This is a genomic window from Burkholderiales bacterium, assembly GCA_035543335.1.
In the GTDB taxonomy this organism is placed as follows: Bacteria; Pseudomonadota; Gammaproteobacteria; order Burkholderiales; family JAHFRG01; genus JAHFRG01.
Genome location: DASZZH010000003.1, coordinates 33090 through 55983, shown reverse-complemented (window position 1 = coordinate 55983; position 22894 = coordinate 33090). Strand labels below are relative to the sequence as shown.

The following is a 22894-nucleotide window of genomic DNA, read 5'->3' as shown; positions in this document are numbered from 1 at the left end:
AACGGATATTTCCCCATGGAATTGTTCCTCATGCCTCGCGCCTTACGTCTCACTTAGCCATGCAGCACCAAAAAATCCTGATTCTTGATTTCGGCTCACAGTACACACAGTTGATTGCGCGCCGCGTGCGCGAATGCAACGTCTACTGCGAGTTGCATCCTTATGACACGGGTGGAAAATTTATCCGCGAATTCAACCCGCGCGGCATTATCCTTTCCGGCGGTCCGGCCTCGGTAGTGGAAGGCGGCACTCCGCGCGCGCCGCAAGTCGTGTTCGAGCTCGGCGTGCCGGTGTTGGGCATTTGCTACGGCATGCAGACCATGGCGGCGCAGCTCGGCGGCGAAGTAGAGAACGGCCTGGTGCGCGAGTTCGGCTACGCCGAAGTGCGGGCGCGCGGCCATTCTTCTCTCTTGCGCGAAATCCAGGACCGGGCCAATGCGGAAAATCACGGCCTGCTTGATGTGTGGATGAGCCACGGCGACCGGGTGAATACGCTGCCTGCCGGTTTCAAGATGATTGCCGACAATGAATCGACCCCCATCACCGGCATGGCGGACGAAGCGCGCAAATTCTACGGACTGCAATTTCATCCTGAAGTCACTCATACGCGCCAGGGCAGGCGGATTCTCGAGCGCTTTGTGCACGAGATTTGCGGGATCAAGGGCGACTGGAACATGCCGGATTACGTGGAAGAGGTGGTCGCCAAAATCCGCTCACAGGTGGGCAAGGAAGAGGTAATTCTCGGCCTTTCGGGCGGGGTTGATTCGGCGGTCGCCGCGACGCTTTTGCATCGCGCTATCGGCAAGCAATTGACCTGCGTGTTTGTGGACAACGGGTTGCTGCGGCTGAATGAAGTTGAGCAGGTGATGAATACCTTTGCCCGTAATCTCGGCGTGAAGGTGGTGCAGGTGAACGCAAGCCGGCAGTTTTTAAGCAAGCTCGCCGGAGTGGCTGATCCGGAACAAAAACGCAAAATCATTGGCAAGGAATTCATCGAAGTGTTTCAGCGCGAAGCGGAAAAACTGCCGCAGGTGAAATGGCTGGCGCAAGGTACGATTTACCCCGACGTGATTGAATCCGCGGGCGCCAAAACCAAAAAGGCGAACACCATCAAGTCGCATCACAACGTCGGTGGGCTTCCCGAAACGCTGCATTTGAAGCTGCTCGAGCCGCTGCGCGAATTGTTCAAGGACGAAGTGCGCGAATTGGGTTTGGCGTTGGGCTTGCCGCGCGAGATGATCGACCGCCACCCCTTCCCCGGCCCGGGGTTGGGTGTGCGTATTCTCGGCGAAGTGAAAAAAGAATACGCCGAACTGCTGCGCCGAGCGGATGCGATTTTCATCGAGGAGCTGCGTGCAACCCCTTATATTCCCTCCCCCTCACAGGGGGAGGGTCAGGGTGGGGGTCAGAACACACCAAGGAACTGGTACGACGCTACCGCCCAAGCGTTTGCGGTGTTCCTGCCGGTGAAATCGGTGGGCGTGATGGGCGATGGCCGCACTTATGAATATATGGTGGCGCTGCGCGCGGTCACCACCCAGGACTTCATGACCGCGCAGTGGGCGGAACTTCCTCACGCGTTACTCTCGAAAGTCTCCAACCGCATCATCAACGAAGTGCGCGGCATCAACCGCGTGGTTTACGACATTTCCGGAAAGCCGCCGGCGACTATCGAATGGGAATAACGGCAAGCGACGAAGACTTTATGCGCGAAGCCCTGAAGCTCGCGCAACAGGCGTGGCAAGCCGGCGAAGTGCCGGTGGGTGCGGTGGTGGTGAGCAATGGCGAGATCGTGGGGCGCGGGTTTAATGCGCCCATTTCGAAAAAAGACCCGAGCGCGCACGCGGAAATCCGGGCTTTGCGCGACGCCGCCGCGCGGATGGGCAATTATCGCCTTGCCGGTTGCACGCTGTACGTGACGCTGGAGCCTTGTCCCATGTGCGCGGGCGCCATCATGCAGGCGCGCCTCGCGCGCCTCGTTTACGGAGCGGTGGATCCGAAAAGCGGCGCCTGTGGGAGCGTGGTGAACCTGTTCCAGGAATCGCGGCTCAACCATCACACGCAAGTCGCGGGCGGCGTGCTCGCCGCTGAATGCTGCGCAATACTGAAGCGTTTTTTTGCCGAGCGCCGCGGGGTTGAAAACTGATGGCGAAAATCATCGTCAGTTTGCCGCAGCAAACCCTGACCCTGTTGGACGAGCAGGGCAGGGAAGTGAGCCGCTATCCGATCTCCACTTCAAAAAATGGCGCAGGTGAATTGAATGGCAGCAACTGCACGCCGCGGGGGCGGCACGTCGTCCGCGCCAAAATCGGCGATAACTTACCGGTAAACACGGTATTCGTCGAACGCCGGCCCACCGGCGAGGTTTACACGCCGGAACTCGCCAGGCTCTATCCCGACCGCGACTGGATTCTGACGCGCATTCTTTGGCTTTCCGGCTGCGAAATCGGATTCAACCGGCTGGGCAACGTTGATACCATGCGCCGTTGCATCTACATCCACGGCTCGCCGGATACGGTGGCAATGGGCAAGCCGGGGTCAATCGGCTGCATCCGCATGCGTAATTCGGATCTCATCGAGCTTTTTGACGGCGTAAGCCCGGGTACGCCGGTCGAGATCCGCGACCGCTGATTTTAGCCTGCTTTTTTAATTGTGGCGCAAAACCTTAAACCTTGATTATTTTTTGAAAAATACGACATTATGTACTGATATAGAATATATTGTGCGCTGCACAATGCCATGCTACACTTTTCCTGTCCAGGCGCTTACCTGAACTGATTTGAAGGGAAGGATAATGTGTATGAGACTGAAAAATAAGGTTTCCATCATTACCGGCGCTGGCCGCGGCATTGGCCGGGCAACTGCCGTCAAATTTGCCAAGGAAGGCGCCAAGGTCGTGGTATGTGACCTGACTCCCGAGTGGATAGATGAAACGGTGCAGGCCATTCAGGTCGCTGGCGGAGAGGCGGTGGGTTTTATAATGGATGTAAGAGACAAGACCAGCATCGAAAACATGGTCAAGGCGGTGATGGAGAAATACGGGCGCATTGACTGTCTCGTCAACAATGCCGGCATTGTCATGGACAGTCAGCTGAAAAACATGACTGAAGAACAATTCGACCAGGTGATCGAAATCAATCTTAAAGGCGTTTACAACTGCACCCGGGCGGTGGTGGACATCATGCTGCAGCAGAATTCCGGCGTCATTCTCAATGCCTCTTCAGTCGTCGGCCTTTACGGCAATTTCGGCCAGACTAATTATGCGGCAAGCAAATCCGGCGTGATCGGCATGGTAAAAGCCTGGGCGCGCGAACTGGGCAGGAATGGTATACGCGCGAATGCCATCTGTCCCGGTTTTATCAACACGCCGATTTTGAGCTCGATGCCGGACCGAGTGCTGAAAGCGATGGAAGAAAAAGTGCCTTTGGGCCGTCTCGGCAGTCCGGAAGAAATCGCCAACACCTACGCCTTCCTCGCCTCCGATGAGGCGAGCTACATCAACGGCGCGGTGATCGAAGTCAGCGGCGGCATGACGCTTTGAAACTGCCGCGCACCCCATTTACTTTGTTGCTCGGTCGCTCGACGCTCGCCGTACTTCAGTGTACTGTCTCGCACCTCACTTCTTCGCGTCGCGTAACTGGGGTTGCTCGCGACGTTTCAAAAACCGCTTGCTTACTTCTTAAATAGCGCTTCTAATTTACTTCGATCAGGATTGAGCACCACGCCTTTTTCGGTGATCAATCCCGTCACCAGTTCCGCGGGGGTCACATCAAACACCGGGTTGCGGATATTCACCCCTTGTGCCGCCCACCGCGTTTCGCGATAACCGCTTACTTCTTCAGCCGCGCGTTCTTCTATTGGAATGTCCCTGCCGCTTGCCACCTTGAGATCAATGCTGGAGAGCGGGCAGGCGACATAAAAAGGAATGCGGTGACGGTATGCCAGCACCGCCAGCATGTAAGTGCCGATCTTGTTCGCCACATCGCCGTTGGCCGCCACTCGGTCGGCGCCGACGATGATCACATCGATTTCCCCGCGGCTCATCAAGTGTCCCGCCATATTGTCGGTAATCAGCGTCGCGGGAATCTGCTCTTGAACCAGTTCCCAGGCAGTGAGCCTTGCGCCTTGCAGGAAAGGGCGCGTCTCGTCCACCACCACCGAAACTTTTTTGCCTGCTTCCATGGCGGAGCGAATCACACCCAGCGCGGTGCCGTATCCGGCAGTGGCCAGTGCGCCGGCGTTGCAATGGGTAAGGATTCTGGCCTCATTTTTTATAAGTTCAACTCCGTGTCGGCCGATGGCGCGATTAATGCGGATGTCTTCAGCCTGGACGGCCTGCGCTTCGCCCAGCAGTTTTTCCGCAATCAACGCGGGTTGCCGGCTTTTGGCCGAATTCCAGGTTTCGCGCATGCGCGTGAGCGCCCAAAACAGATTCACCGCGGTAGGGCGGCTCCCCGCGAGCAGGCGGAAACCCTGTTCCAATGCCGCTTCGAATTCTTTTGCCGGCAGATGTTTCAGCCGCAGCGCTTCAAGCGCGACACCATAGGCGGCGGCGCAACCGATGGCGGGCGCGCCTCTCACCACCATGTTGCGTATGCCGTCGGCGACGGCAGCGGCGGAATCGAAACTCAAGTATTCAAAGCGTTCGGGCAGGATGCGCTGGTCTATCATCTCCAGGCGGTTACCGCGCCAGCGCAGCGTTTCGACTTTGTCGGTTTGCATCAAATAACCCGCTCATTGCCGCCGTCTACGGGAACTTGCGCGCCCGTAGTCTTGGCAAACAGTGGGCCACACATTTCCGCCGCCAGCTCCGCCACATCGCGGCTGCTGACTTCTGTCTTGAGCACATTGTTTTTCCTGTATTGCTCTACGGTGAGGCCGTATTGGGCCGCGCGCGAAGCCAGCACCTCATCGCTCCAGATGGCGGTATCAAAAACGGCATTGGGATGTATGGTATTGATGCGGATGCCCTCCGCTCCCCATTCCAGCGCCGCCACCCGCGCCAATTGATTGAGCGCCGCCTTGGACGCGGAATAGGCAGCGGCCCCCGGGCCCGGCGCGGGGACGTTCTTCGAGCCGATGACCACCACCCGCCCGCCCTTGGGGGCGAGCTTGAGCAGGGGATGGCATTCGCGCATCAGCATCAGGTTGGCGTCGAGATTGACGTTCATCACCTTGCGCCATTCATCAGTTTTCAAGGCTTCGATGCGGCGGCTAGCAGGGAAAATTCCGGCATTGAGCACCAGCATGTCGAGCCCGCCAAATGCCCTGGCGCCGGCCTCCAGCGCTCCTGCCGCCGCTTTTTCGCTGGTGACATCGCAACGCAACCCCAGAAAATCGCTGCGCTGGTAAAGCGATTCAATCGCCGGATTCAAATCGAGCCCGATGACCGCGGCGCCGCGAGCCAGCAGCGAGTCCGCGCAGGCCCTGCCTATGCCGGAAGCGGCACCGGTCACTAGCGCGATTTCGCCGGCAAACACCGGGGGCTTGCCGCCTTTCTTCAGTTTCGCCTGTTCGAGGTCCCAGTACTCGACTTCAAATAATTCTTTTGCCGGAAGAGCGTGAAACCCGCCCAAAGCCGTCGCGCGCAAAATGACTTCAATCGTGTGCAGGTAAATTTCGGCGACGATTGCAGCATCTTTCGCCGTCTGCCCCACCGCGCCCAGGCCGAATTCGGAGTCCAGAATCACCCGCGGCGCGGGATCGAGCATGGTCTTCTTTTCCCTGGCGCCGCGCACATACCGATGGAAGTATTCCTTGTAGGATTTGGAATAGGCTGCAACGTCTCTTCCCACCATCGGGATGCGCTTGGTACGAATCACATGATCGGGCGTGGCCGGGCCTTGCTGGGAAATTTTCGCTACATCCTTGCGTTGAGCAAAAGCCAGCGTCCGGCTGTCGGTATAGGTGGCGAGAACCACCGAGAAGCCGGCGGCTTTCGAGATTTCTTTTCTTAGCGCAGCCAGGTCGAATCGCAGCGGCTTGGTGGAAGCGTTCATAAGGCGTGGGGCGGTGATTTTCCATGCGCCTTTTTTGGCCAGATATTTTTCCGCGCGTGAGACCAGCGCAACCATTCGCTCATAAGATTCCTTTGCGGTTTCGCCGAAGGAGAATATGCCGTGATTCAGCAGCACCATGCCTACAGTCTTGCGCGTGGACTCGCTGGCGAACCGCCTGGCGCAGACCCGCGCCAGGTCAAAGCCGGGCATGACATAAGGAATTACCACCACGCTGTCGCCGTAGATTTCCCGTATGTGCGCCTCACCGTTATCGGTATTGGTCACGGTAATCACCGCATCGGCGTGGGTGTGATCGACATATTTATAAGGGAGAATCGCGTGCAGGATGGTTTCGATGGAGGGTGCGGGGGCAGAAGCGCGAGTCAGGTGCGTTTTCAGCTCGTTCACCATTTGCGGATCGGACAGCGCATCAAGCCGAGCGAGCCGCAGCAAGTGCGGCATGCGTACCGGGGAGAAACCGGCTTCTTCTATAGTTTCCAGGTCCCAGCCGCTGCCCTTGACGTAGAGAATTTGTTCTTCCGCGCCGAGAATGTCGCACTCCTTGATTTTGACCGAAGTGTTACCGCCGCCGTGCAGCACCAGCGATTTGTCGCGCCCGAGCAGGCGCGAAGTATAAACGCGCAAGCCCAAATCACCCTTATGCTGCGCGGCTTCCTTGTCGTTCCACAAGTTTTTCATGGTTACCTGATTGCTAGTTTGTGCAATATTATATCGTTGGCCGGATGGGGATTCCGCAAAAAATGCAAGATTACCGAATACGCAAAGTGAGCTGGCAAGAAGCGCAGCATGAACTCAAGCGCGTCCGCGAGACGGTTTTCATCGTCGAGCAGAACGTTCCGGTCGAGCTGGAATGGGATGGGCTGGACCCGAAGGCGCGTCATGTTTTGGCGCAAAGCCGCGGCGGCGTAGCCATTGGCACGGCGCGCCTGCTCCACGATGGCCAAATCGGCCGCATGGCGGTATTAAAAGAGTGGCGGGGGCTAGGCGTGGGCAGCGCGCTGCTTGAAGCTCTTTTGCAAATAGCCAGAACCCGGGGATTCAGCAAAGTCTTCCTCAATTCGCAGACCCGCGCTGTCGCATTTTATTCCCGCCGCGGTTTCAAGGTGGCGAGCGGGGAATTCATGGACGCAGGCATACCGCATGTAAAAATGGTTCTGCATTTATAAAGGCGTAGAATCGATTAAGAACTCATGGTCCACGGTAGCGCCCTCGACGCCGGCCCGCTTAAAGGAGCGCTCGATGAGTTCGACCCGGTTGTTCGAATGGATAAAGAGCAGGGTGGAGGAACGCGTGCCGTACTCGGCGGTAGCGGTAAAAGCCGATGACAACCGTCGTTCCCATTCCAGCCCGATGCCGGTGTTCGGCAGCTCTATATCTTCCGGAACAAAGCGGTCGGCCAAAATGGAAAACAGCGCCTCGACAGAAAGCGGCGGCGGCGCCGAAAAAAACCGGATGAGCTGTTTCTTGCCGCGCTCCACCTTGGGCCAGGGCGTATCCAGCAGATGGTTGCTCAAGCCATACAACCCGGGAGCAAGTTTTTGCATTTTTCCGCCGCGATTCGAATAGTAGTAAACCTCTTTAATGTCCCCGACTATCAGGTTAAAGCCGTCGTATTCGGCGGCATGCTGCTGCAGCCGCTGTAAATAGTCCCTCGGTTTTTCTTTTCCCAGCAGATAATTGCTCACCAGCGCGCCGCGGGACGGCGCATTTTTCTTCAGGGCAAATCCCTGGCGAAAATTAGTGACGGCGGCAAAACGCCCGCTGCGCGTGACGCCGAGCCAGGTTCCGTGCTTCTGCAAGTCGCGGCCGCCGAGAACCTCCGGATGATCTTCCCAAAACGCCGCGGCCGCGGTGGAGCGCTCGTAGAATTCATCGCGATTGGCGACGAACAGCAAAGGCCAGTCCGGCGACAGCTTATAGGCGAGCAAAACGAGACACATGGTTAAAGGACAAAGCACTCGGTATGCCGTTGTGATCCCGCTTCCACAAATTGTTTCAGGTGGTATTTTTCGACAGCTTGCATCAGCGCATCTTCAAACGGACCGGATTCGGCGACATCTTCGTAGATTTCCATCCACAACAGCGAATCGTCGCGTTTCTTCAGCAGACGTCCGGCAACCCCGGTCTGTTTCCGCAAAGCGGTTTGCATGGCGTGAATACGGAGTTCCAGCGACGCAGCATGGGCCTGCTCCACCCGGTAATAAATGTAAAAATTGAGCGGCATTAAGGGAACCTCTGATTAAGTCCCACGCGGTTGCGACGGCGGCTTTCCGGGATGGGATGCGCGAAGCGAGGCGCAGCCAATGGCCATTCCCCTTGGCAAGCCGAGCGACAAAGCAGTCCGCCCGGAAAGGCGCCCCGAACTCGGTCTCGCGCAACGTGGTGCGGGCAGGGGCGCAAAGCTGCCGCAAGCAACACCGTAAAACGGGGTGCTCATGCTGCCGCTCCCGCACCCCCAGCTTCGCTTACCGTGTCGCGGCAGCCGTCCTGTCCGGGTTGCGGTAAAATGCGGTGTCTGCGTCGTTGCGCTCCTCGGTGTCGTAGTCCCGGCTACGACCTTCGTCGCGCGCCTTGCATCCATCCGCATTTTACCTGCAACGCAATTCGCGGAGGACCTAATCAGAGGTCCCTAGGTAAATAGGGCAGGGGCAACAATTTCAAAGCGGCGCCGTCCACGGATTTCCAGCGTACCTCGCCACTTAGCGCACTGCTGATTTGCACGACAGCCAGCACATCATAACCGCCTTCAGGCGCCGCTGCGGCGTTCACTATCATTCCGCTCGCCTGGCCTTCGATATCCTTGCTGAGAAGCTCGTCGCCCGGTTGCGGCGAAGCTTCAATGTCCACGTGAGCCCAATACATGCGCCGCTTGAGCAAACCCAGGTGCTGGATGCGCGCGACAATTTCTTGCCCCGGATAGCAACCCTTATTAAAACTCACCGCGCCGAGGAGTTCCAGGTTCGCCATTTGCGGCACAAATTGCTCCTGGGTTGCCGCGGTAATCACCGGAACGCCATCGCGGACGTTGAGCCAGTCCCAGCAGGCGCTGCCCGCCGACTTTGCTTCGGTACGCAGGGCATCCCACAGTTTCGCCGCTCCCTGGTGCGGGACAATTATTTCGAAACGATTGGGAGACAGGCGAATCAAGGTCGCCGCCTTCTCGCGAACCACGCTCAGCCTGGCTGGGGGCAGGCTGCCGAGGTGTTTTTTCACCAATGCTTCGGCCTGAACGCCGGCGAGTCCCAGACGGACATGGCTGTCGCTGACGTTGCTGATTTTCACTTTGGAGCGCAGCACGAATTTGGTGAGACGATTTTGAATGGATTCGAGCAAACCGGCATGAAGCTGGGCAAAAAAACCTTCATTGGATTGCCAGAGCAGAAAATTCGCCAGCATACGTCCCTTGGCCGTACAGTAGCTGCTGTATTGGGCGGCGGCAAGATGAATTTTTTTGACGTCGCTGGAAAGCTGGGCGTGCAAAAAAGCCTGGGCCTCGTCTCCCGCAAACAGGAGCAGACCGTATTGCGAAAGGTCGCATAGGACTGTGCCATCCCGTGCGGTGCGCAGCTCGGCGCGCAGGTCGCCGAAATCACGGGCTGTGTCATCGGTCAGATTGGCGCCGGTGTTGCGCAGATGGGTTTCCCATATGGCGTGCATGGATGAAGAGGGTTTCCGCTTTTTCGGATTTGGCAGCCGTTATTCTAGCGGGTCTGCCGCTTGTGGGGAGTTTTCTCTTTCATTGTGACGCGACCCTTTTTGCGTTATCATATTCGCTACTGTTACTGGCCATTTCATGACCAAGTATATTTTTGTAACTGGCGGCGTGGTCTCCTCCCTGGGTAAAGGGATCGCCGCCGCCTCCCTCGCAGCCATCCTCGAATCACGCGGCATCAAAGTCACTCTCCTCAAGCTCGACCCGTACATCAACGTTGACCCCGGCACCATGAGCCCGTTCCAGCACGGAGAGGTGTTCGTGACCGAGGACGGCGCGGAAACCGATCTCGATTTGGGCCACTACGAGCGCTTCGTCAACGCCAAGATGAGCAAGCGCAACAATTTCACCGCCGGCCAGATTTACGAGAGTGTGATTAAAAAAGAGCGCCGCGGCGAATATCTGGGCCGCACCGTGCAGGTGATTCCGCACATCACCGACGAAATAAAATCCTTCATCGCCAAGGGCGCGCAGGGCGCGGAAGTCGCCATTGTTGAGGTCGGCGGCACGGTGGGCGATATCGAGTCGCTGCCGTTCCTCGAGGCCATCCGCCAAATGGGGCTGGAGCTGGGGCGCGACAACACCTGCTACCTGCATTTGACGCTGGTGCCTTTCATCAAGTCGGCGGGGGAGATGAAGACCAAGCCGACGCAGCATTCGGTGAAAGAACTGCGCGAAATCGGCATCCAGGCCGATGCGCTACTATGCCGCTCCGACCGGCCGATACCCGAGGACGAGCGCAAGAAAATCGCGCTCTTTACCAACCTGCCGCCCAACGCGGTGATTTCGGTGTGGGACGTGGATTCCATCTACGAGATTCCTTACATGCTGCACCAGCAGATACTGGATGAAATCGTCTGCCACAAGCTGCAAATCCTCGCCAAGCCGGCCGACCTCAGGATCTGGAAACGCCTGATTGACGCGCTGGAACATCCGCAGCACGAAGTCACCATTGCCATGGTCGGCAAATACGTGGACCTCACCGATTCCTACAAGTCACTCAACGAAGCCCTGGTGCATGCCGGTATCCACACCCGCTCCAAAGTGAAAATCCAATATGTGGATTCCGAAGCGATCGAGAAAGAAGGCACCGATTGCCTGAAAAAAGTGGACGCCGTGCTGGTTCCCGGCGGCTTTGGCAAACGCGGCGTGGAAGGCAAGATCAAGGCGATTCGCTACGCGCGGGAAAATAAAATTCCCTATCTGGGCATCTGTCTTGGCATGCAACTGGCGGTCATCGAGTACGCGCGGCACCAAGCGGGGCTCGCCCAGGCCAACAGCACCGAATTCGAGCCCGATACGGCGCAGCCGGTGATAGCCTTGGTTACGGAATGGCAAAATCACGATGGAAAAGTCGAGCGCCGCGACGCCCATTCCGATCTCGGCGGCACCATGCGCCTGGGCGCGCAGACCGCGGATATCATTTCCGACACCCTGGTGCAGCGTATTTACAATAGCAATATTGTCAGCGAACGGCACCGCCACCGCTATGAAGTGAACAATTTCTATCTGCCGAAGCTCGAAGCTGCGGGGCTGAAAGTCGCGGCGCGCACCAAGGCCGGGCAGCTGTGCGAGATGATAGAGCTTCCCGACCATCCTTGGTTTGTCGCCTGCCAGTTCCACCCCGAATTCACGTCCACCCCCCGTGCCGGTCACCCCTTGTTCACGGCCTTCATCGAGGCGGCATTGCATCACTCCGGCGCGTTTACCGAGAGCGAAGGCGCCAAACAGCTGAGCGTGGCTCGATGAAGCTCTGCGGCTTCGACGCCGGTCTGGATAAACCACTCTTTTTGATAGCCGGCCCGTGTGTTGTTGAATCGCGGCAGATGGCTCTCGATACCGCCGGTGCGCTCAAGGAAATCTGCAGGGAAGCGGGCGTGCCGTTGATTTTCAAATCATCTTATGACAAAGCCAATCGCAGCTCAGGAAAATCATTTAGAGGCATTGGGATAGATAAGGGTCTTAAGATTCTGGATGAGGTTAAAAACCAGATCAAAGTCCCGGTTTTGACCGATGTCCATGAAGCTGCCGATGTGGCGCAGGTCGCTGCCGTGGTTGATGTACTGCAAACCCCCGCGTTTCTATGCCGTCAAACCGATTTCATCCACGCCGTGGCTGCAACGGGCAAGCCGGTCAATATTAAAAAAGGCCAATTCCTTTCCCCCGGCGAAATGAAGAACGTGGTGGACAAAGCCAGAGAGGCGAGCGGCAAGGACAATATCATGGTGTGCGAGCGCGGCGTGTCGTTTGGTTACAATAATCTGGTTTCCGACATGCGCTCGCTCATGATCATGCGTGAGACCGGCTGCCCGGTGGTGTTCGATGCGACGCATTCGGTGCAATTGCCGGGCGGACAGGGCAATAAAAGCGGCGGGCAACGCGAATTCGTTCCGGTGTTGGCTCGGGCGGCGGTGGCAAGCGGCATTGCCGGGATTTTCATGGAAACGCATCCGGATCCGGACCAGGCCTTGTCCGACGGCCCCAACGCCTGGCCGCTAAAATACATGCGGGAACTGCTGCAAACGCTGAAAGCACTGGACGAGTTGGTGAAGCGCCGCGGCTTTGCCGAACAGGCGTTAACCGAGAAAACAATCAAACCAACGAGGTCAAGCAAATAATGAGCGCCATTGTCGATGTGGTAGCAAGAGAGATACTCGATTCGCGCGGAAATCCCACGGTGGAAGCCGACGTGCTGCTGGAATCCGGCGTGCTGGGGCGCGCCGCCGTGCCATCGGGAGCTTCCACCGGAACCAAGGAAGCGATGGAACTGCGCGACGGCGACAAGAAGCGTTATTTCGGCAAAGGCGTGCTGAAAGCGGTCGAGCACATCAACACCGAAATCTGCGAGGCCATCATCGGGCTGGACGCCACCGAGCAAAGCTTCATTGACCGCACGCTGATTGATCTTGACGGCACGGAAAACAAGTCCCGCCTGGGGGCAAACGCGATACTCGCGGTTTCAGTGGCGGTGGCCAAGGCGGCGGCGGAGGAAGCGGGGCTGCCGCTTTACCGCTATTTCGGCGGGTCGGGGCAGATGCAGATGCCGGTGCCGCAGATGAACGTGATTAACGGAGGGGTGCACGCCAACAACAACATCGATCTGCAGGAATTCATGCTGATTCCGCTCGGCGCGAAGAGCTTCCGCGAAGCGCTGCGCTACGGCGCCGAAGTGTTCCATACGCTGAAAAAACTCTTGGATGAAAAAGGCATGCCGACCACCGTGGGCGACGAAGGCGGCTTTGCGCCAAGTCTTCCAAACAACGAGGCGGCGCTCAAGCTGATCGTCGAAGCTATCGAGAAAGCGGGCTATCAGCCGGGCGCGGATGTGGCGATCGGCCTGGATTGCGCGAGTTCCGAGTTTTTCAATGAGGGCAAGTACCAGTTGAAATCGGAAAAGTTGACCTTGAACTCCAAGCAGTTCAGCGATTACCTCGCTGCCTGGACCGACAAATATCCCATCATCAGCATCGAGGACGGCATGGCGGAAACCGACTGGGACGGCTGGCGGACGCTGACCCGCCGGCTGGGCACTTCGGTACAGCTGGTCGGCGACGATATTTTTGTCACCAACACCAAAATCATTGCCGAGGGCATCAAGCAGGGAATCGCCAATTCGATATTGATCAAAATCAACCAGATTGGCACGCTGACCGAGACTTTCGCGGCGATCGAGCTTGCCAAGCACTCCGGCTACACCGCGGTAGTGTCGCACCGTTCGGGCGAAACCGAGGACACCACGATTGCCGACATCGCGGTGGCGACCAACACCATGCAAATCAAGACCGGCTCGCTGTCGCGCTCGGACCGGCTCGCCAAGTACAACCAGTTGCTGCGGATTGAAGAGGACCTCGGCGACAGCGCGGTCTATGCCGGTCGCGGCGCCTTTTACCAACTGCGCAGATGAAATTCGTCACCCTGATCCTGATTGCCCTGATCGCCGTGACTCAATATCCGCTGTGGCTCGGCAAGGGAAGCTGGCTCAGGGTATGGGAAATCGACCGGCAGCTCAAGGAGCAACGGGCCACCAATCAGAAACTGCAGGCGCGCAACGGCGCGCTGGACGCCGAGGTACGCGATCTCAAGCAAGGTTTTGAAGCCATCGAGGAACGTGCGCGCTCTGAACTCGGCATGATCAAGCAGGACGAAATCTTTTTCCAGATCCTGGACGAGCCCCAGCAAAAATCCCGCAAGTAGAACAATACCAAATCACTGCCGGGTCATTGCGAGTTCTGCGACGGGCTCGTTTGTTTGTCTCCCTTCTTAAGGCGGGGCGGCTGCGCTTATCTGGGCTGATCGCTCTTCATGCTCCCTGGCTGGCCTAACGGGATAAGTTAAGTTAATAATTTAGTCTTATCACTAAGTCGCTAAATTATTGGAAAATACCCTTCGCAGGAGATACAATGGACGAATCTGCGGGCAGGCGCGTTTATTTGGCATTATGCGCTGCCCAACGAGCTAAACTGGATTAAACACATGAGCACACCGCTGGTATTGACGCTTGATGTCGCCGGCCTTCCGCGTCGCTGGATCGACACGCAGGAGGCGGTGCTGTATTACGCGCGCGAACTGGTGACCTGGTCCATCGGCGATCCGGTGTGCGTGTACCACGGCGGCATTTCTCGGCTCACCGGCAAGCGTTCGGAAATCGCGCCGCGTCCCATCATCGCGGTCGAAGGCAAAATGCACACCGGACATTTCGAATGCGAGCCGTGGCTTAATCGCGAAACGTTGTTCCGCCGCGACCGGCAGATGTGCGCCTATTGCGGCGGCCGGTACCACGCGCACGAACTCACCAAGGACCACGTGACACCGACTTCGCGCGGCGGCGCGGATCGCTGGACCAATGTGGTCACCGCCTGCCGTATGTGCAACGAAGTCAAGTCCAATCGCACGCCGGAAGAGGCGAGGATGAAGTTGTTTTACGTGCCTTACGCGCCTAATCGCTATGAAGGCATGATTCTGGCGAACCGCCACATCCTCGCCGACCAGATGGATTATCTTCTCGCCCACGTTCCAAAATACAGCAGGCTCTGGGTCGGCCGGGCGTAGTCCCGTCATGCAACACGCGGCGCAAATCCGGATGTGGACCGATGGCGTCCCTGTCGAAGCGGAAGCCTTGCGCCAGCTTGAAAACATGGCGAAGCTGCCGGTGCTCGCCGGGCACATCGCGGTGATGCCCGATGTGCATTTGGGCAAAGGCGCGACCGTCGGCAGCGTGATCCCCACCAAAGGCGCGATTATTCCCGCGGCAGTCGGCGTGGATATCGGCTGCGGCATGGTGGCAACACGCACGCGTCTGCAGGCAAACGATCTACCAGACAGCCTGGGAAAAATCCGCTCAGCGATTGAAGCCGCGGTTCCAGTCGGCTTCAATGCGCACCGCGCGCCGCTGCAGATCGAAGGCAAGGGCGCCTTACTCAAGCAAAGACCAAAAGAAATTCATCGGCGCTTTGAGCGGCTTGGGATTTTGTCCCGCGTCAGGCGACTCGATGAAAAACGCATCTGGTGCCAAATGGGCACATTGGGCGGCGGCAATCATTTCATCGAGTTGTGCCTCGACGAGCAGCAAAACCTGTGGGTCATGCTGCATTCGGGCTCGCGCAATATCGGCAAGACGCTTGCGGATGTAGCGATTTCCGATGCCAAGCAGTATGCCGCGCGCATGCACCATCAACTTGCCGACCGCGATCTCGCTTGGCTTGACGAAGGCACGAAGGAATTTGCCGATTACGCCGAAGCGCTCACCTGGGCGCAGGATTACGCGGCGCTCAACCGCGAGCTGATGCTGCGGCAGATTTTGTGCGCGCTCGAGCGTTTTTTCGGCGAACGCATTGCAACCGGCGAAATGGCGGTGAACTGCCATCACAACTATGCCAGTATCGAAGAGCATTACGGCCGGAAAATCTGGATTACGCGCAAAGGCGCGGTGTCGGCACGCGCGGGCGAGTTCGGCATCATTCCCGGCTCGATGGGCACGCGCTCCTACATCGTGCGCGGCAAGGGCAACCCGGAATCCTATTGCTCCTGCAGCCACGGCGCCGGCCGTCGCATGTCGAGGGCCGAGGCCAAGCGCAGGTTTTCGCGGGCCGATCTGGAGATGCAAACGCAAGGCGTGGAATGCCGCAAGGACGGCGGGGTGCTGGATGAAATTCCCGGCGCGTACAAGGATATTGATGCGGTGATGGCCGCGCAATCCGAACTGGTCGAGGTTGTGCATACTCTCAAGCAAGTCTTGTGCGTCAAAGGATGATGGGAGAAGTCTGATGAAACGAATCAACAAAATTGTTTTTTTCCTTGCGGCAATGGTCATCGGTCTTGCTGCTTGCCAGCAGTCAAGCGATACCGCACCCAAAACTCAAACGCAAACGGCGGCTCCCGCACCGGCACCAACGCGAGCAGCGGCCAAAACAGACGAACCGCTTTATACGGTAACGGACGGCGACAAAGTTGATGCCAAAACGCTGGAAGGCTGGAAATCCTGGCGCGCGATGGCCTGCGAACGCTGCCATGGCGCGCAACAGCAAGGGCTGGTTGGTCCTTCGCTCATTGACGCGCTCCAGCGCCTCACCAAGGAGCAATTCAAGGAAGCGGTCCTGAACGGCAGGCCAGGAACGGCGATGCCGCCGTACAAGGACTCGAAAACCGTCACCGATAACATTGACAACTTGTACGCCTATCTCAAGGGCCGTTCAGACGGGGCCATCAAACCGGGGCACCTTCACCCGATCCAGAATTAATCCCCAACAAGCATCATCAACCCGCGCTTTTGCCGCGGGTTGGTTTTGTGGGCAGTAAACGCAGGTAAGGTTACCTGGGGCAAGGCCAAGCCGCCCGTTCACGTCTGCGAGCGGATCCCGCAATTGTGGATAGCACTGATTTACGTGGAACATTTTCCTAAAATATTTGAAAAAATGAGCTACTATAAACAGAAAAGGAGAGGGGGTGTTTCTGTAACCAAGCAAAACTGCCCCGAATCGCAGTATAGGGTAACAAGCACTCGCCACGCTGGCCGGTCAAGAGCGGCCATATGAGGGGAACCGAAGCATGGCCGGAACTTACAACACCTGGCTGGTAATTCTTTCGATAGTGGTTGCGGTCATCGCATCCTACGTGGCGCTTGACCTGGCCTCGCGCATCGCCGCATCAACGGGAAGCAAGACAGCGCGGTATTGGCTCGCCGGGGGCGCGCTGTCCATGGGAACCGGCATCTGGTCGATGCACTTTATCGGCATGCTGGCCTTTCGTTTGCCGATACCGATGTCATACGACATCCCCATCACGCTGCTGTCGCTGCTGATTGCGGTCATCGTGTCGGGATTCGCGCTGTTTACGGTGAGCCATGGCACCTTAAGCATGCGCCGGCTGTTGGGCGCCGGCTTGCTCATGGGCATTGGCATCGCGTCAATGCACTATACCGGGATGGCGGCGATGCAAATGAAGCCGCCGATACGCTATGACTCGTTCCTCTTCAGTCTCTCCATTCTGATCGCCATGGCGGCCTCACTGGCCGCTTTGTGGATCGCTTTTCAACTGCGCTCGGAGACGATCTTGTCGGCGTTCTGGAAGAAAGCCGGCAGCGCGCTCGTCATGGGCGCCGCAATCTCCGGGATGCACTATACCGGCATGGCAGCCGCGATCATTGCACCGAACAGCATCTGCACCGTGAGTCCGCAGGACATCAATAACGTCTGGCTCGCCGGCGCCATCGGAGGATTTACTTTCATGTTCTTGACGACGACCCTGCTGATTTCGGTGTTCGACGCCAGGCTCGCCGACCGCTCGGCGAAGCTTGCCGAAACACTGCGCCGGGCGAATGTTGTCTTGGAAACGCGCAGCGCCGAACTCTCCCGCGCCAACGCGCTGCTGCAGCAGGAAATGCAGGAACGCATGCAGGTGGAAAACGCTCTGCGGGAAAGCGAGGAACGCTACCGCCAGTTGGTGGAACTCTCCCCTGACGCAATTTTAATCCAGAGCGAAGGCCGGTTTACCTTTGTCAACAGCGCGTGCGTGAAACTGCTGGGCGCAGCCACTCCTGATGAACTCATCGGCAAGCCGGTTCTCGATATCGTTCACCCGGATTACCTGGAAACCGTCGTGGAGCGTATGCGCCAAATCAGGGAAGAAAACCGCACGGTGCCGCCACTTGAAGAAAAAATGCTCAGGCTTGACGGCAAGGCAGTGGATGTCGAAGTAACTGCTTCACCTTTCACATATAAGGGCAAACCCGGTGCGCAGGTGGTGATGCGCGACATTACCCGACGCAAGCGGGCGGAAGAGGAAATCCGCAGTACTCAGACCTTCCTCAGTTCCATCGTCGACAATATTCCCAACATGATTTTCGTCAAGGATGCCAAGGATCTGAAATTTGTGCGTTTAAACAAGGCCGGCGAGCAACTGACCGGTTATTCGGAGAAAGAATTGCTGGGCAAGAGCGACTACGACTTCTTTCCGAAGGAGCAGGCCGACTTCTTTACCGGCAAGGATCGGGAGACCCTGCGAATCGGCAAGCATGTTTTCATTGTGGAAGAACCGATAAAAACCAAGGATGGCACGAAAAAGATACTGCAAACTAAAAAAATGCCCATTCTCGACGAAAACGGAAATCCACAATACCTGCTCGGCATTTCAGAAGACATCACCGAGCGCAAGAAAGCCGAAGAACAACTGACCTATCTCGCCCAGTACGACTCGCTGACCGGGCTGCCCAACCGCAACCTGTTCCGCGACCGGCTGTCGCTCACCATGGCGAGGGCCAAGCGCGATGGGAAAATGCTGGCGCTGATGTTCCTCGATCTTGACCGCTTCAAGGAAATAAACGATACGCTGGGACATACGATTGGGGACGAGGTACTGCAAGCCACCGCCGGTCTTCTCAGAGAATCGCTGCGGGACGTGGATACCATCGCCCGCCTGGGAGGCGACGAGTTTACCATCATACTGGAAAACATTACCCATGAAGACCAGGTAACTACGGTGGCAGAAAAGATTCGAAAAGCTTTCGCCGATTCGATCGTCATCCAAGGACGGGAAATCTTCGTTACCGCCAGCATCGGAATTACCCTCTATCCACGCGATGCGGAAGACATCGATGCGTTACTGCAAACCGCCGACATTGCCATGTATCGCGCTAAAGAGGAAGGGCGCAATACCCACGAGTTTTATGCCCATGAGATGAATGCCCAGGCCGCCGAACGTCTCGACATGGAAAACCTGCTGCGGTATGCCATCGACCGCCAGGAATTACTGCTGCATTACCAGCCCCAAGTGGAGATAAAAAGCGGAGAAATCGTCGGCACGGAAGCATTAATCCGCTGGAATAGCAAGGAGCTGGTCTCGTTCCGCCAGCCCGGTTTATCCCGTTGGCGGAGAAAACCGGGTTGATCATTCCCATCGGCGAATGGGTATTGAAAACCGCCTGCGCCCAAAACAAGGCGTGGCAGGATCAAGGAATCCCGCCGTTGCTGATGTCGGTCAATCTTTCGCCACGCCAGTTGCGGCAAAAAAACCTGGTGGAAATGATAGCCGAGGTGCTGGACAAGACCGGCCTCGCCCCCCGTTTTCTGGAGCTCGAAATCACCGAGGGCGTGATTATGCATCATGCCGACAAAGCCATTGCCATACTGCAGCAGCTCCATCAGCTCGGCGTGCAGCTTTCGGTTGACGATTTCGGCACCGGTTACTCGAGTTTGGCTTATCTCCAGCGCTTTCCGGTGCACAGACTCAAGATCGACCAGTCGTTCGTGCGCGACCTCATCTCCGACGCCGACGATGCCAGCATAGTCAAAGCCGTAATTGCCATGGCAAAAAGTCTCGGGCTCGAAGTGGTTGCGGAAGGAGTGGAAACCAAGGAACAACTTGCCTTCCTGTCAAAATTCCACTGCGATGAGTATCAGGGTTATTATTTCAGCAAGCCGGTACCAGCGGAAGAGTTTGTCCGGTTATTGCAAACACGGCGTCGGGCAGGCGCCGTCTGATACAAATTGGTTTTTTTAACGTCAACTTTAGCCCGCCCTCACTCGCCAGCGCTCGCCGAGATCGCCGTGAGAATTCTTTTTTACAAAATACCCAGTCTAAAGCCAGTTCCCTCGCAGTTGCAGCACAGTATTGTGTAATCTCTCCAGGGTGACCTCATGTGGTAGCACGGGCGGCGCAGCTACCAGACTGATACGGGAAAATATGCGCCGTGCAATGCGTACCCATCGTGTCATCGCCGGGCCTTCGTGCCGGGAAAAGAAGCTTCCCCAGAGACCGCGTAATGCGAGCGGCACAATGGGTACCGGAGTGCGTTCAACGATGCGCGTTACCCCGAGTTTGAATGGGTTTAGCTGGCCGTCATTGGTGATCTTACCTTCAGGAAAAATACCAATCAGATCCCCTTCAATCAGTGCATGGGCAATCTCATCATAGGCCAACTGGAGTGCGCTAGGATTCTCGCGAGCGGGCGCAATTGGGATTGCACGGCCGGTACGGAATATAAAGTCGAGCACAGGAATTTTAAAAATCTGATAATCCATTACAAAACGTATCGGGCGTGGACAGGCGGCGGCAATCACTAGCGCGTCTACGTAACTTACGTGGTTGCATATCAGAATTGCCGGTCCCGACTCAGGAATATGTTCGAGTCCTGATTTTTCCAGGCGGTAAACCGTGTGTACTAGCAGCCAGATCAGGAATCGCATCAAGAATTCAGGAACCAGGGTATAGATGTAAATTCCGACAACTGCATTAAAGAAGGCGGTAGCCAGCAGCAGTTGCGGAATGGTAAGCCCAGAGTTAAGCAGTGCAATCGAAATCCCCGCCGCAAACACTACAAAGAGCGCATTCAAAATATTGTTGCCTGCGATGATGCGAGAGCGATGACTGGCTTCCGAGCGGGTTTGGATAAGCGTGTATAGGGGGACGATGTAGAAGCCGCCGAATATGCCAATCAGGCTTAGGTCTGTGAGGATGCGCCAGTGCATGGGTTCACGTATAAAATTCAATACTCCCACCGGCGCATGGGCGGGCAAGGCCGCGCTTGCGAAGTAGAAATCGATTCCGAAAAGCGTAAGCCCGATCGAACCAAACGGGACTAATCCAATTTCAACCCTCCGTCCTGAGAGCCTCTCGCACAGCAGCGAGCCCGCGCCTATTCCGACGGAGAATGTAGCGAGTAACAAGGTCACGACTTCCTCAGTGCCAAACAGTATGTTCTTTGTGTAGCCGGGAAATTGAGTCAGATAGACCGCACCGAGAAACCAGAACCATGAGATGCCGAGTACCGACAGGAATACCGTGCGGTTCCCCCGCATAAATTGCAGGATCCGCCAGGTTTCGGAGAGCAGATTCCAGTTGATCTCCAGCTTTGGCGCGGGCGCAGGGGAAAAGGGTATCCAGCGGCTTGCCAGATAACCCAAGGCTGCTAACGATAGTATGGTGGCTGATATGGTTACTGTAGATTCTCGGGCAATCAGAAAGCCTCCTAGCAACGTGCCCAGCAAAATGGCGAGGAAGGTTCCCATTTCCACAAGGCCATTGCCCCCTATGATTTCCTCTTGTTTTAAATGCTGGGGAATAATCGCGTACTTCACAGGTCCGAAGACGGTAGAGTGAAGACCCAAAAAAAATAGGGCGGTCATTAACAAAGTGAGATTGCGCCAGTAAAGACCTATTGCACCCAGCATCATGATGCAAATCTCCGCGAGCTTTATCAGGCGGATGAGATTTGATTTTTCATATTTGTCTGCCAGCTGTCCGGCGATCGCGGAAAACAGGAAGAACGGCAAGATGAAAAGCCCTTGAGCCAGATTGGGGAGTGTGTTTTCATTTAAGGTACTTAGACTTGCTGCGTGGAACGTTACCAAGATGACCAAGGCGTTTTTGAAGACATTATCGTTAAACGCGCCCAGGAACTGAGTTAGGAAAAATGGCAGGAAGCGTTTTTGTTTGAGCAGTTGGAATTGGTTGGGCTGACTCATGTATATAGTTTTCTGCAGAGGTCTTCTGCGATTGACAATTTCGCGGGCGGCCGTCTTCCAGGAGAGCCGGTGCTTCGCTCACATGCACATGATACGGTGGCCCCTCGACTTCTGCGATTTTATGCTTCAGAAGCTAGAAGAGGCAATTACGACAGAGGAGAGGTAGGGTAATGCCGAATGATGCTTGCTAGACTAAGGGCAGCAATAACCCTTATATTCTGACAAACTCCGAATTAGTCTCACCAGCTGAGTCCGCTTAGTGCAGTCCATACCGCGCCTTGGGTCGTTTTTGCCTCTAACCAGGTTGCATGGACCTCGATAACCTCAATGCTGGCATTCTCCAGTATTTTGGCGTATCCCTCCATGTTTTTGACCTGAACGCACTCCGGCTTTCGACAGTAATACTGCGCTTGCGAAATGCTCAGTTTGTAAAGTGCTGTTTTAACGTTTGGGGTCAACATGAGGGCGCCTGGTTGCTGGTAATGATCTTAAGTATAGCGACTCTTGGTTCGCCCTGTTCCTCATTCTTAAATTGTCGGGGCATTAACACTTTAATTGCTCCGATTTCTGTCTTGCCATAGTTTTTCAGGGCACTTGGGATCAATCTTGCGGAGTTGAGCGTGCATCGCCTCACACCGAGATTTCATTTCCGGCAGAGGGGGACACATATAAACCGCTAACTGATAATCGCAATCGAAATAATCAAGGCGCTCATTGAAGACGCGAACGGCTGACGCCAACTCCCGCCTTAACCACCAGATTTTGAATGCACCAGCCATGTTCTTGCCTCAGATTACTACAAGAGAAATCTTGTCTTGGACTTGAGACAGGGACGAGGAGAGGGAAGAGGCCGAAGCACTGAAGAAGCGTCGGCTGGATCGATATCCGGGTCAGAACCCCAGAGCAAAACAACATCACCTAGGGCCCGGGTATTGTAATACCCCGTCTCGGCCCAATTTCATGAACTTACGTAAACAAGCTACACCCTTGGTGATGAAAGTCAAATAGAAAAATGAGGGTGTGCAGATTCTTAATATCCCGTTTGAAACCATTGCTGAAATTATCACGTTAGGGGGTGATGTGTTAATTTCACGGCGTTTTGACCCGCGATTTTTAACTTGCGTGACCCACCATAGGGTGGTCTGAAACGCTTCTTTCCGCCGAGCCTACAAAACATTGCAGTGGGTCATAGCTTGGTGAAAAAG

Annotated in this window: 20 protein-coding genes; 14 read left to right on the top strand and 6 right to left on the bottom strand. The window is 56.4% G+C overall.

The genetic code is table 11. The features are described 5' to 3' along the window. Positions 1 to 59 precede the first annotated feature (59 nt). The 4 genes from guaA to fabG all read left to right on the top strand — a co-directional run bounded on the left by guaA (position 60) and on the right by fabG (position 3541). Positions 60 to 1685, top strand: coding sequence for a glutamine-hydrolyzing GMP synthase (gene guaA / locus VHE58_00830; protein ID HVS25851.1), 1626 nt, complete (start codon positions 60 to 62; stop codon positions 1683 to 1685). Continuing rightward, positions 1676 to 2146, top strand: coding sequence for a tRNA adenosine(34) deaminase TadA (gene tadA, locus VHE58_00825; protein HVS25850.1), 471 nt, complete (start codon positions 1676 to 1678; stop codon positions 2144 to 2146). The genes guaA and tadA overlap by 10 nt, the downstream gene beginning before the upstream one ends. Then, positions 2146 to 2631, top strand: coding sequence for a L,D-transpeptidase (locus tag VHE58_00820; protein ID HVS25849.1), 486 nt, complete (start codon positions 2146 to 2148; stop codon positions 2629 to 2631). Before tadA ends, VHE58_00820 begins: the two co-directional genes overlap by 1 nt. A gap of 169 nt (positions 2632 to 2800) precedes the next feature. Further along, the gene (fabG, locus tag VHE58_00815) at positions 2801 to 3541 is read left to right on the top strand and encodes a 3-oxoacyl-ACP reductase FabG (GenBank protein HVS25848.1); all 741 of its coding nucleotides are present in this window, start codon (positions 2801 to 2803) and stop codon (positions 3539 to 3541) included. Positions 3542 to 3672: 131 nt separating this feature from the next. Here fabG and mtnA read toward each other — a convergent pair whose 3' ends face one another. Then, positions 3673 to 4722, bottom strand: a complete 1050-nt coding sequence (gene mtnA, locus VHE58_00810; GenBank protein HVS25847.1) for an S-methyl-5-thioribose-1-phosphate isomerase — start codon at positions 4720 to 4722, stop codon at positions 3673 to 3675. Continuing rightward, positions 4722 to 6698, bottom strand: coding sequence for a bifunctional aldolase/short-chain dehydrogenase (locus VHE58_00805; protein HVS25846.1), 1977 nt, complete (start codon positions 6696 to 6698; stop codon positions 4722 to 4724). The genes mtnA and VHE58_00805 overlap by 1 nt, the downstream gene beginning before the upstream one ends. Before the next feature lie 86 nt (positions 6699 to 6784). Between VHE58_00805 and VHE58_00800 the strand changes: the two genes are divergently transcribed. After that, the gene (locus VHE58_00800; GenBank protein HVS25845.1) at positions 6785 to 7186 is read left to right on the top strand and encodes a GNAT family N-acetyltransferase; all 402 of its coding nucleotides are present in this window, start codon (positions 6785 to 6787) and stop codon (positions 7184 to 7186) included. On the opposite strand, the gene VHE58_00795 is transcribed toward VHE58_00800, so the two are convergent. The 3 genes from VHE58_00795 to VHE58_00785 all read right to left on the bottom strand — a co-directional run bounded on the left by VHE58_00795 (position 7181) and on the right by VHE58_00785 (position 9677). Beyond that, complete coding sequence (locus VHE58_00795; protein HVS25844.1) at positions 7181 to 7960, bottom strand: NRDE family protein; 780 nt, start codon at positions 7958 to 7960, stop codon at positions 7181 to 7183. The genes VHE58_00800 and VHE58_00795 overlap by 6 nt on opposite strands. A gap of 2 nt (positions 7961 to 7962) precedes the next feature. Continuing rightward, entirely contained in the window at positions 7963 to 8244 is a 282-nt protein-coding gene (locus VHE58_00790) for a DUF4936 family protein (protein ID HVS25843.1), read from the bottom strand. A gap of 395 nt (positions 8245 to 8639) precedes the next feature. Further along, a complete protein-coding gene (locus tag VHE58_00785; GenBank protein ID HVS25842.1) occupies positions 8640 to 9677 on the bottom strand; it encodes a folate-binding protein in 1038 nt (345 codons plus the stop codon). Positions 9678 to 9813: 136 nt separating this feature from the next. Here VHE58_00785 and VHE58_00780 point away from each other — a divergent pair, with 136 nt between their 5' ends. From VHE58_00780 to VHE58_00740, 9 genes are all read left to right on the top strand, one after another. After that, on the top strand, positions 9814 to 11481 hold the full coding sequence (locus VHE58_00780) for a CTP synthase (GenBank protein ID HVS25841.1): 1668 nt from the start codon (positions 9814 to 9816) through the stop codon (positions 11479 to 11481). Then, on the top strand, positions 11478 to 12350 hold the full coding sequence (kdsA, locus tag VHE58_00775; GenBank protein HVS25840.1) for a 3-deoxy-8-phosphooctulonate synthase: 873 nt from the start codon (positions 11478 to 11480) through the stop codon (positions 12348 to 12350). Before VHE58_00780 ends, kdsA begins: the two co-directional genes overlap by 4 nt. Further along, positions 12350 to 13636: a phosphopyruvate hydratase gene (gene eno, locus VHE58_00770; protein HVS25839.1), complete on the top strand. Its 1287-nt coding sequence runs from the start codon at positions 12350 to 12352 to the stop codon at positions 13634 to 13636. Before kdsA ends, eno begins: the two co-directional genes overlap by 1 nt. Next, a complete protein-coding gene (ftsB, locus tag VHE58_00765) occupies positions 13633 to 13926 on the top strand; it encodes a cell division protein FtsB (GenBank protein HVS25838.1) in 294 nt (97 codons plus the stop codon). Before eno ends, ftsB begins: the two co-directional genes overlap by 4 nt. A 279-nt stretch (positions 13927 to 14205) precedes the next feature. Further along, the gene (locus VHE58_00760) at positions 14206 to 14781 is read left to right on the top strand and encodes an HNH endonuclease (GenBank protein HVS25837.1); all 576 of its coding nucleotides are present in this window, start codon (positions 14206 to 14208) and stop codon (positions 14779 to 14781) included. A 7-nt stretch (positions 14782 to 14788) separates the two neighbouring features. Continuing rightward, positions 14789 to 15982 (top strand): RtcB family protein, encoded by a 1194-nt coding sequence (locus VHE58_00755; protein ID HVS25836.1) that lies wholly within the window; start codon positions 14789 to 14791, stop codon positions 15980 to 15982. 13 nt (positions 15983 to 15995) lie between these two features. Continuing rightward, positions 15996 to 16469: a cytochrome c gene (locus VHE58_00750; GenBank protein HVS25835.1), complete on the top strand. Its 474-nt coding sequence runs from the start codon at positions 15996 to 15998 to the stop codon at positions 16467 to 16469. Positions 16470 to 16776: 307 nt separating this feature from the next. Next, positions 16777 to 19113 (top strand): diguanylate cyclase, encoded by a 2337-nt coding sequence (locus VHE58_00745; protein ID HVS25834.1) that lies wholly within the window; start codon positions 16777 to 16779, stop codon positions 19111 to 19113. Then, positions 19092 to 19706: an EAL domain-containing protein gene (locus tag VHE58_00740; protein ID HVS25833.1), complete on the top strand. Its 615-nt coding sequence runs from the start codon at positions 19092 to 19094 to the stop codon at positions 19704 to 19706. Before VHE58_00745 ends, VHE58_00740 begins: the two co-directional genes overlap by 22 nt. Before the next feature lie 96 nt (positions 19707 to 19802). Here VHE58_00740 and VHE58_00735 read toward each other — a convergent pair whose 3' ends face one another. After that, positions 19803 to 21689 (bottom strand): MFS transporter, encoded by a 1887-nt coding sequence (locus tag VHE58_00735; protein HVS25832.1) that lies wholly within the window; start codon positions 21687 to 21689, stop codon positions 19803 to 19805. Positions 21690 to 22894: the final 1205 nt, after the last annotated feature.

Excerpts from the sequence above, each read along its gene's own strand:
- guaA (HVS25851.1), top strand. The coding sequence starts at position 60 with ATGCAGCACCAAAAAATCCTGATTCTTGATTTCGGCTCACAGTACACA.
- tadA (HVS25850.1), top strand. The coding sequence starts at position 1,676 with ATGGGAATAACGGCAAGCGACGAAGACTTTATGCGCGAAGCCCTGAAG.
- VHE58_00820 (HVS25849.1), top strand. The coding sequence starts at position 2,146 with ATGGCGAAAATCATCGTCAGTTTGCCGCAGCAAACCCTGACCCTGTTG.
- fabG (HVS25848.1), top strand. The coding sequence starts at position 2,801 with ATGAGACTGAAAAATAAGGTTTCCATCATTACCGGCGCTGGCCGCGGC.
- mtnA (HVS25847.1), bottom strand. The coding sequence starts at position 4,722 with ATGCAAACCGACAAAGTCGAAACGCTGCGCTGGCGCGGTAACCGCCTG.
- VHE58_00805 (HVS25846.1), bottom strand. The coding sequence starts at position 6,698 with ATGAAAAACTTGTGGAACGACAAGGAAGCCGCGCAGCATAAGGGTGAT.
- VHE58_00795 (HVS25844.1), bottom strand. The coding sequence starts at position 7,960 with ATGTGTCTCGTTTTGCTCGCCTATAAGCTGTCGCCGGACTGGCCTTTG.
- VHE58_00790 (HVS25843.1), bottom strand. The coding sequence starts at position 8,244 with ATGCCGCTCAATTTTTACATTTATTACCGGGTGGAGCAGGCCCATGCT.
- VHE58_00785 (HVS25842.1), bottom strand. The coding sequence starts at position 9,677 with ATGCACGCCATATGGGAAACCCATCTGCGCAACACCGGCGCCAATCTG.
- VHE58_00780 (HVS25841.1), top strand. The coding sequence starts at position 9,814 with ATGACCAAGTATATTTTTGTAACTGGCGGCGTGGTCTCCTCCCTGGGT.
- kdsA (HVS25840.1), top strand. The coding sequence starts at position 11,478 with ATGAAGCTCTGCGGCTTCGACGCCGGTCTGGATAAACCACTCTTTTTG.
- eno (HVS25839.1), top strand. The coding sequence starts at position 12,350 with ATGAGCGCCATTGTCGATGTGGTAGCAAGAGAGATACTCGATTCGCGC.
- ftsB (HVS25838.1), top strand. The coding sequence starts at position 13,633 with ATGAAATTCGTCACCCTGATCCTGATTGCCCTGATCGCCGTGACTCAA.
- VHE58_00760 (HVS25837.1), top strand. The coding sequence starts at position 14,206 with ATGAGCACACCGCTGGTATTGACGCTTGATGTCGCCGGCCTTCCGCGT.
- VHE58_00755 (HVS25836.1), top strand. The coding sequence starts at position 14,789 with ATGCAACACGCGGCGCAAATCCGGATGTGGACCGATGGCGTCCCTGTC.
- VHE58_00750 (HVS25835.1), top strand. The coding sequence starts at position 15,996 with ATGAAACGAATCAACAAAATTGTTTTTTTCCTTGCGGCAATGGTCATC.
- VHE58_00745 (HVS25834.1), top strand. The coding sequence starts at position 16,777 with ATGGCCGGAACTTACAACACCTGGCTGGTAATTCTTTCGATAGTGGTT.
- VHE58_00735 (HVS25832.1), bottom strand. The coding sequence starts at position 21,689 with ATGAGTCAGCCCAACCAATTCCAACTGCTCAAACAAAAACGCTTCCTG.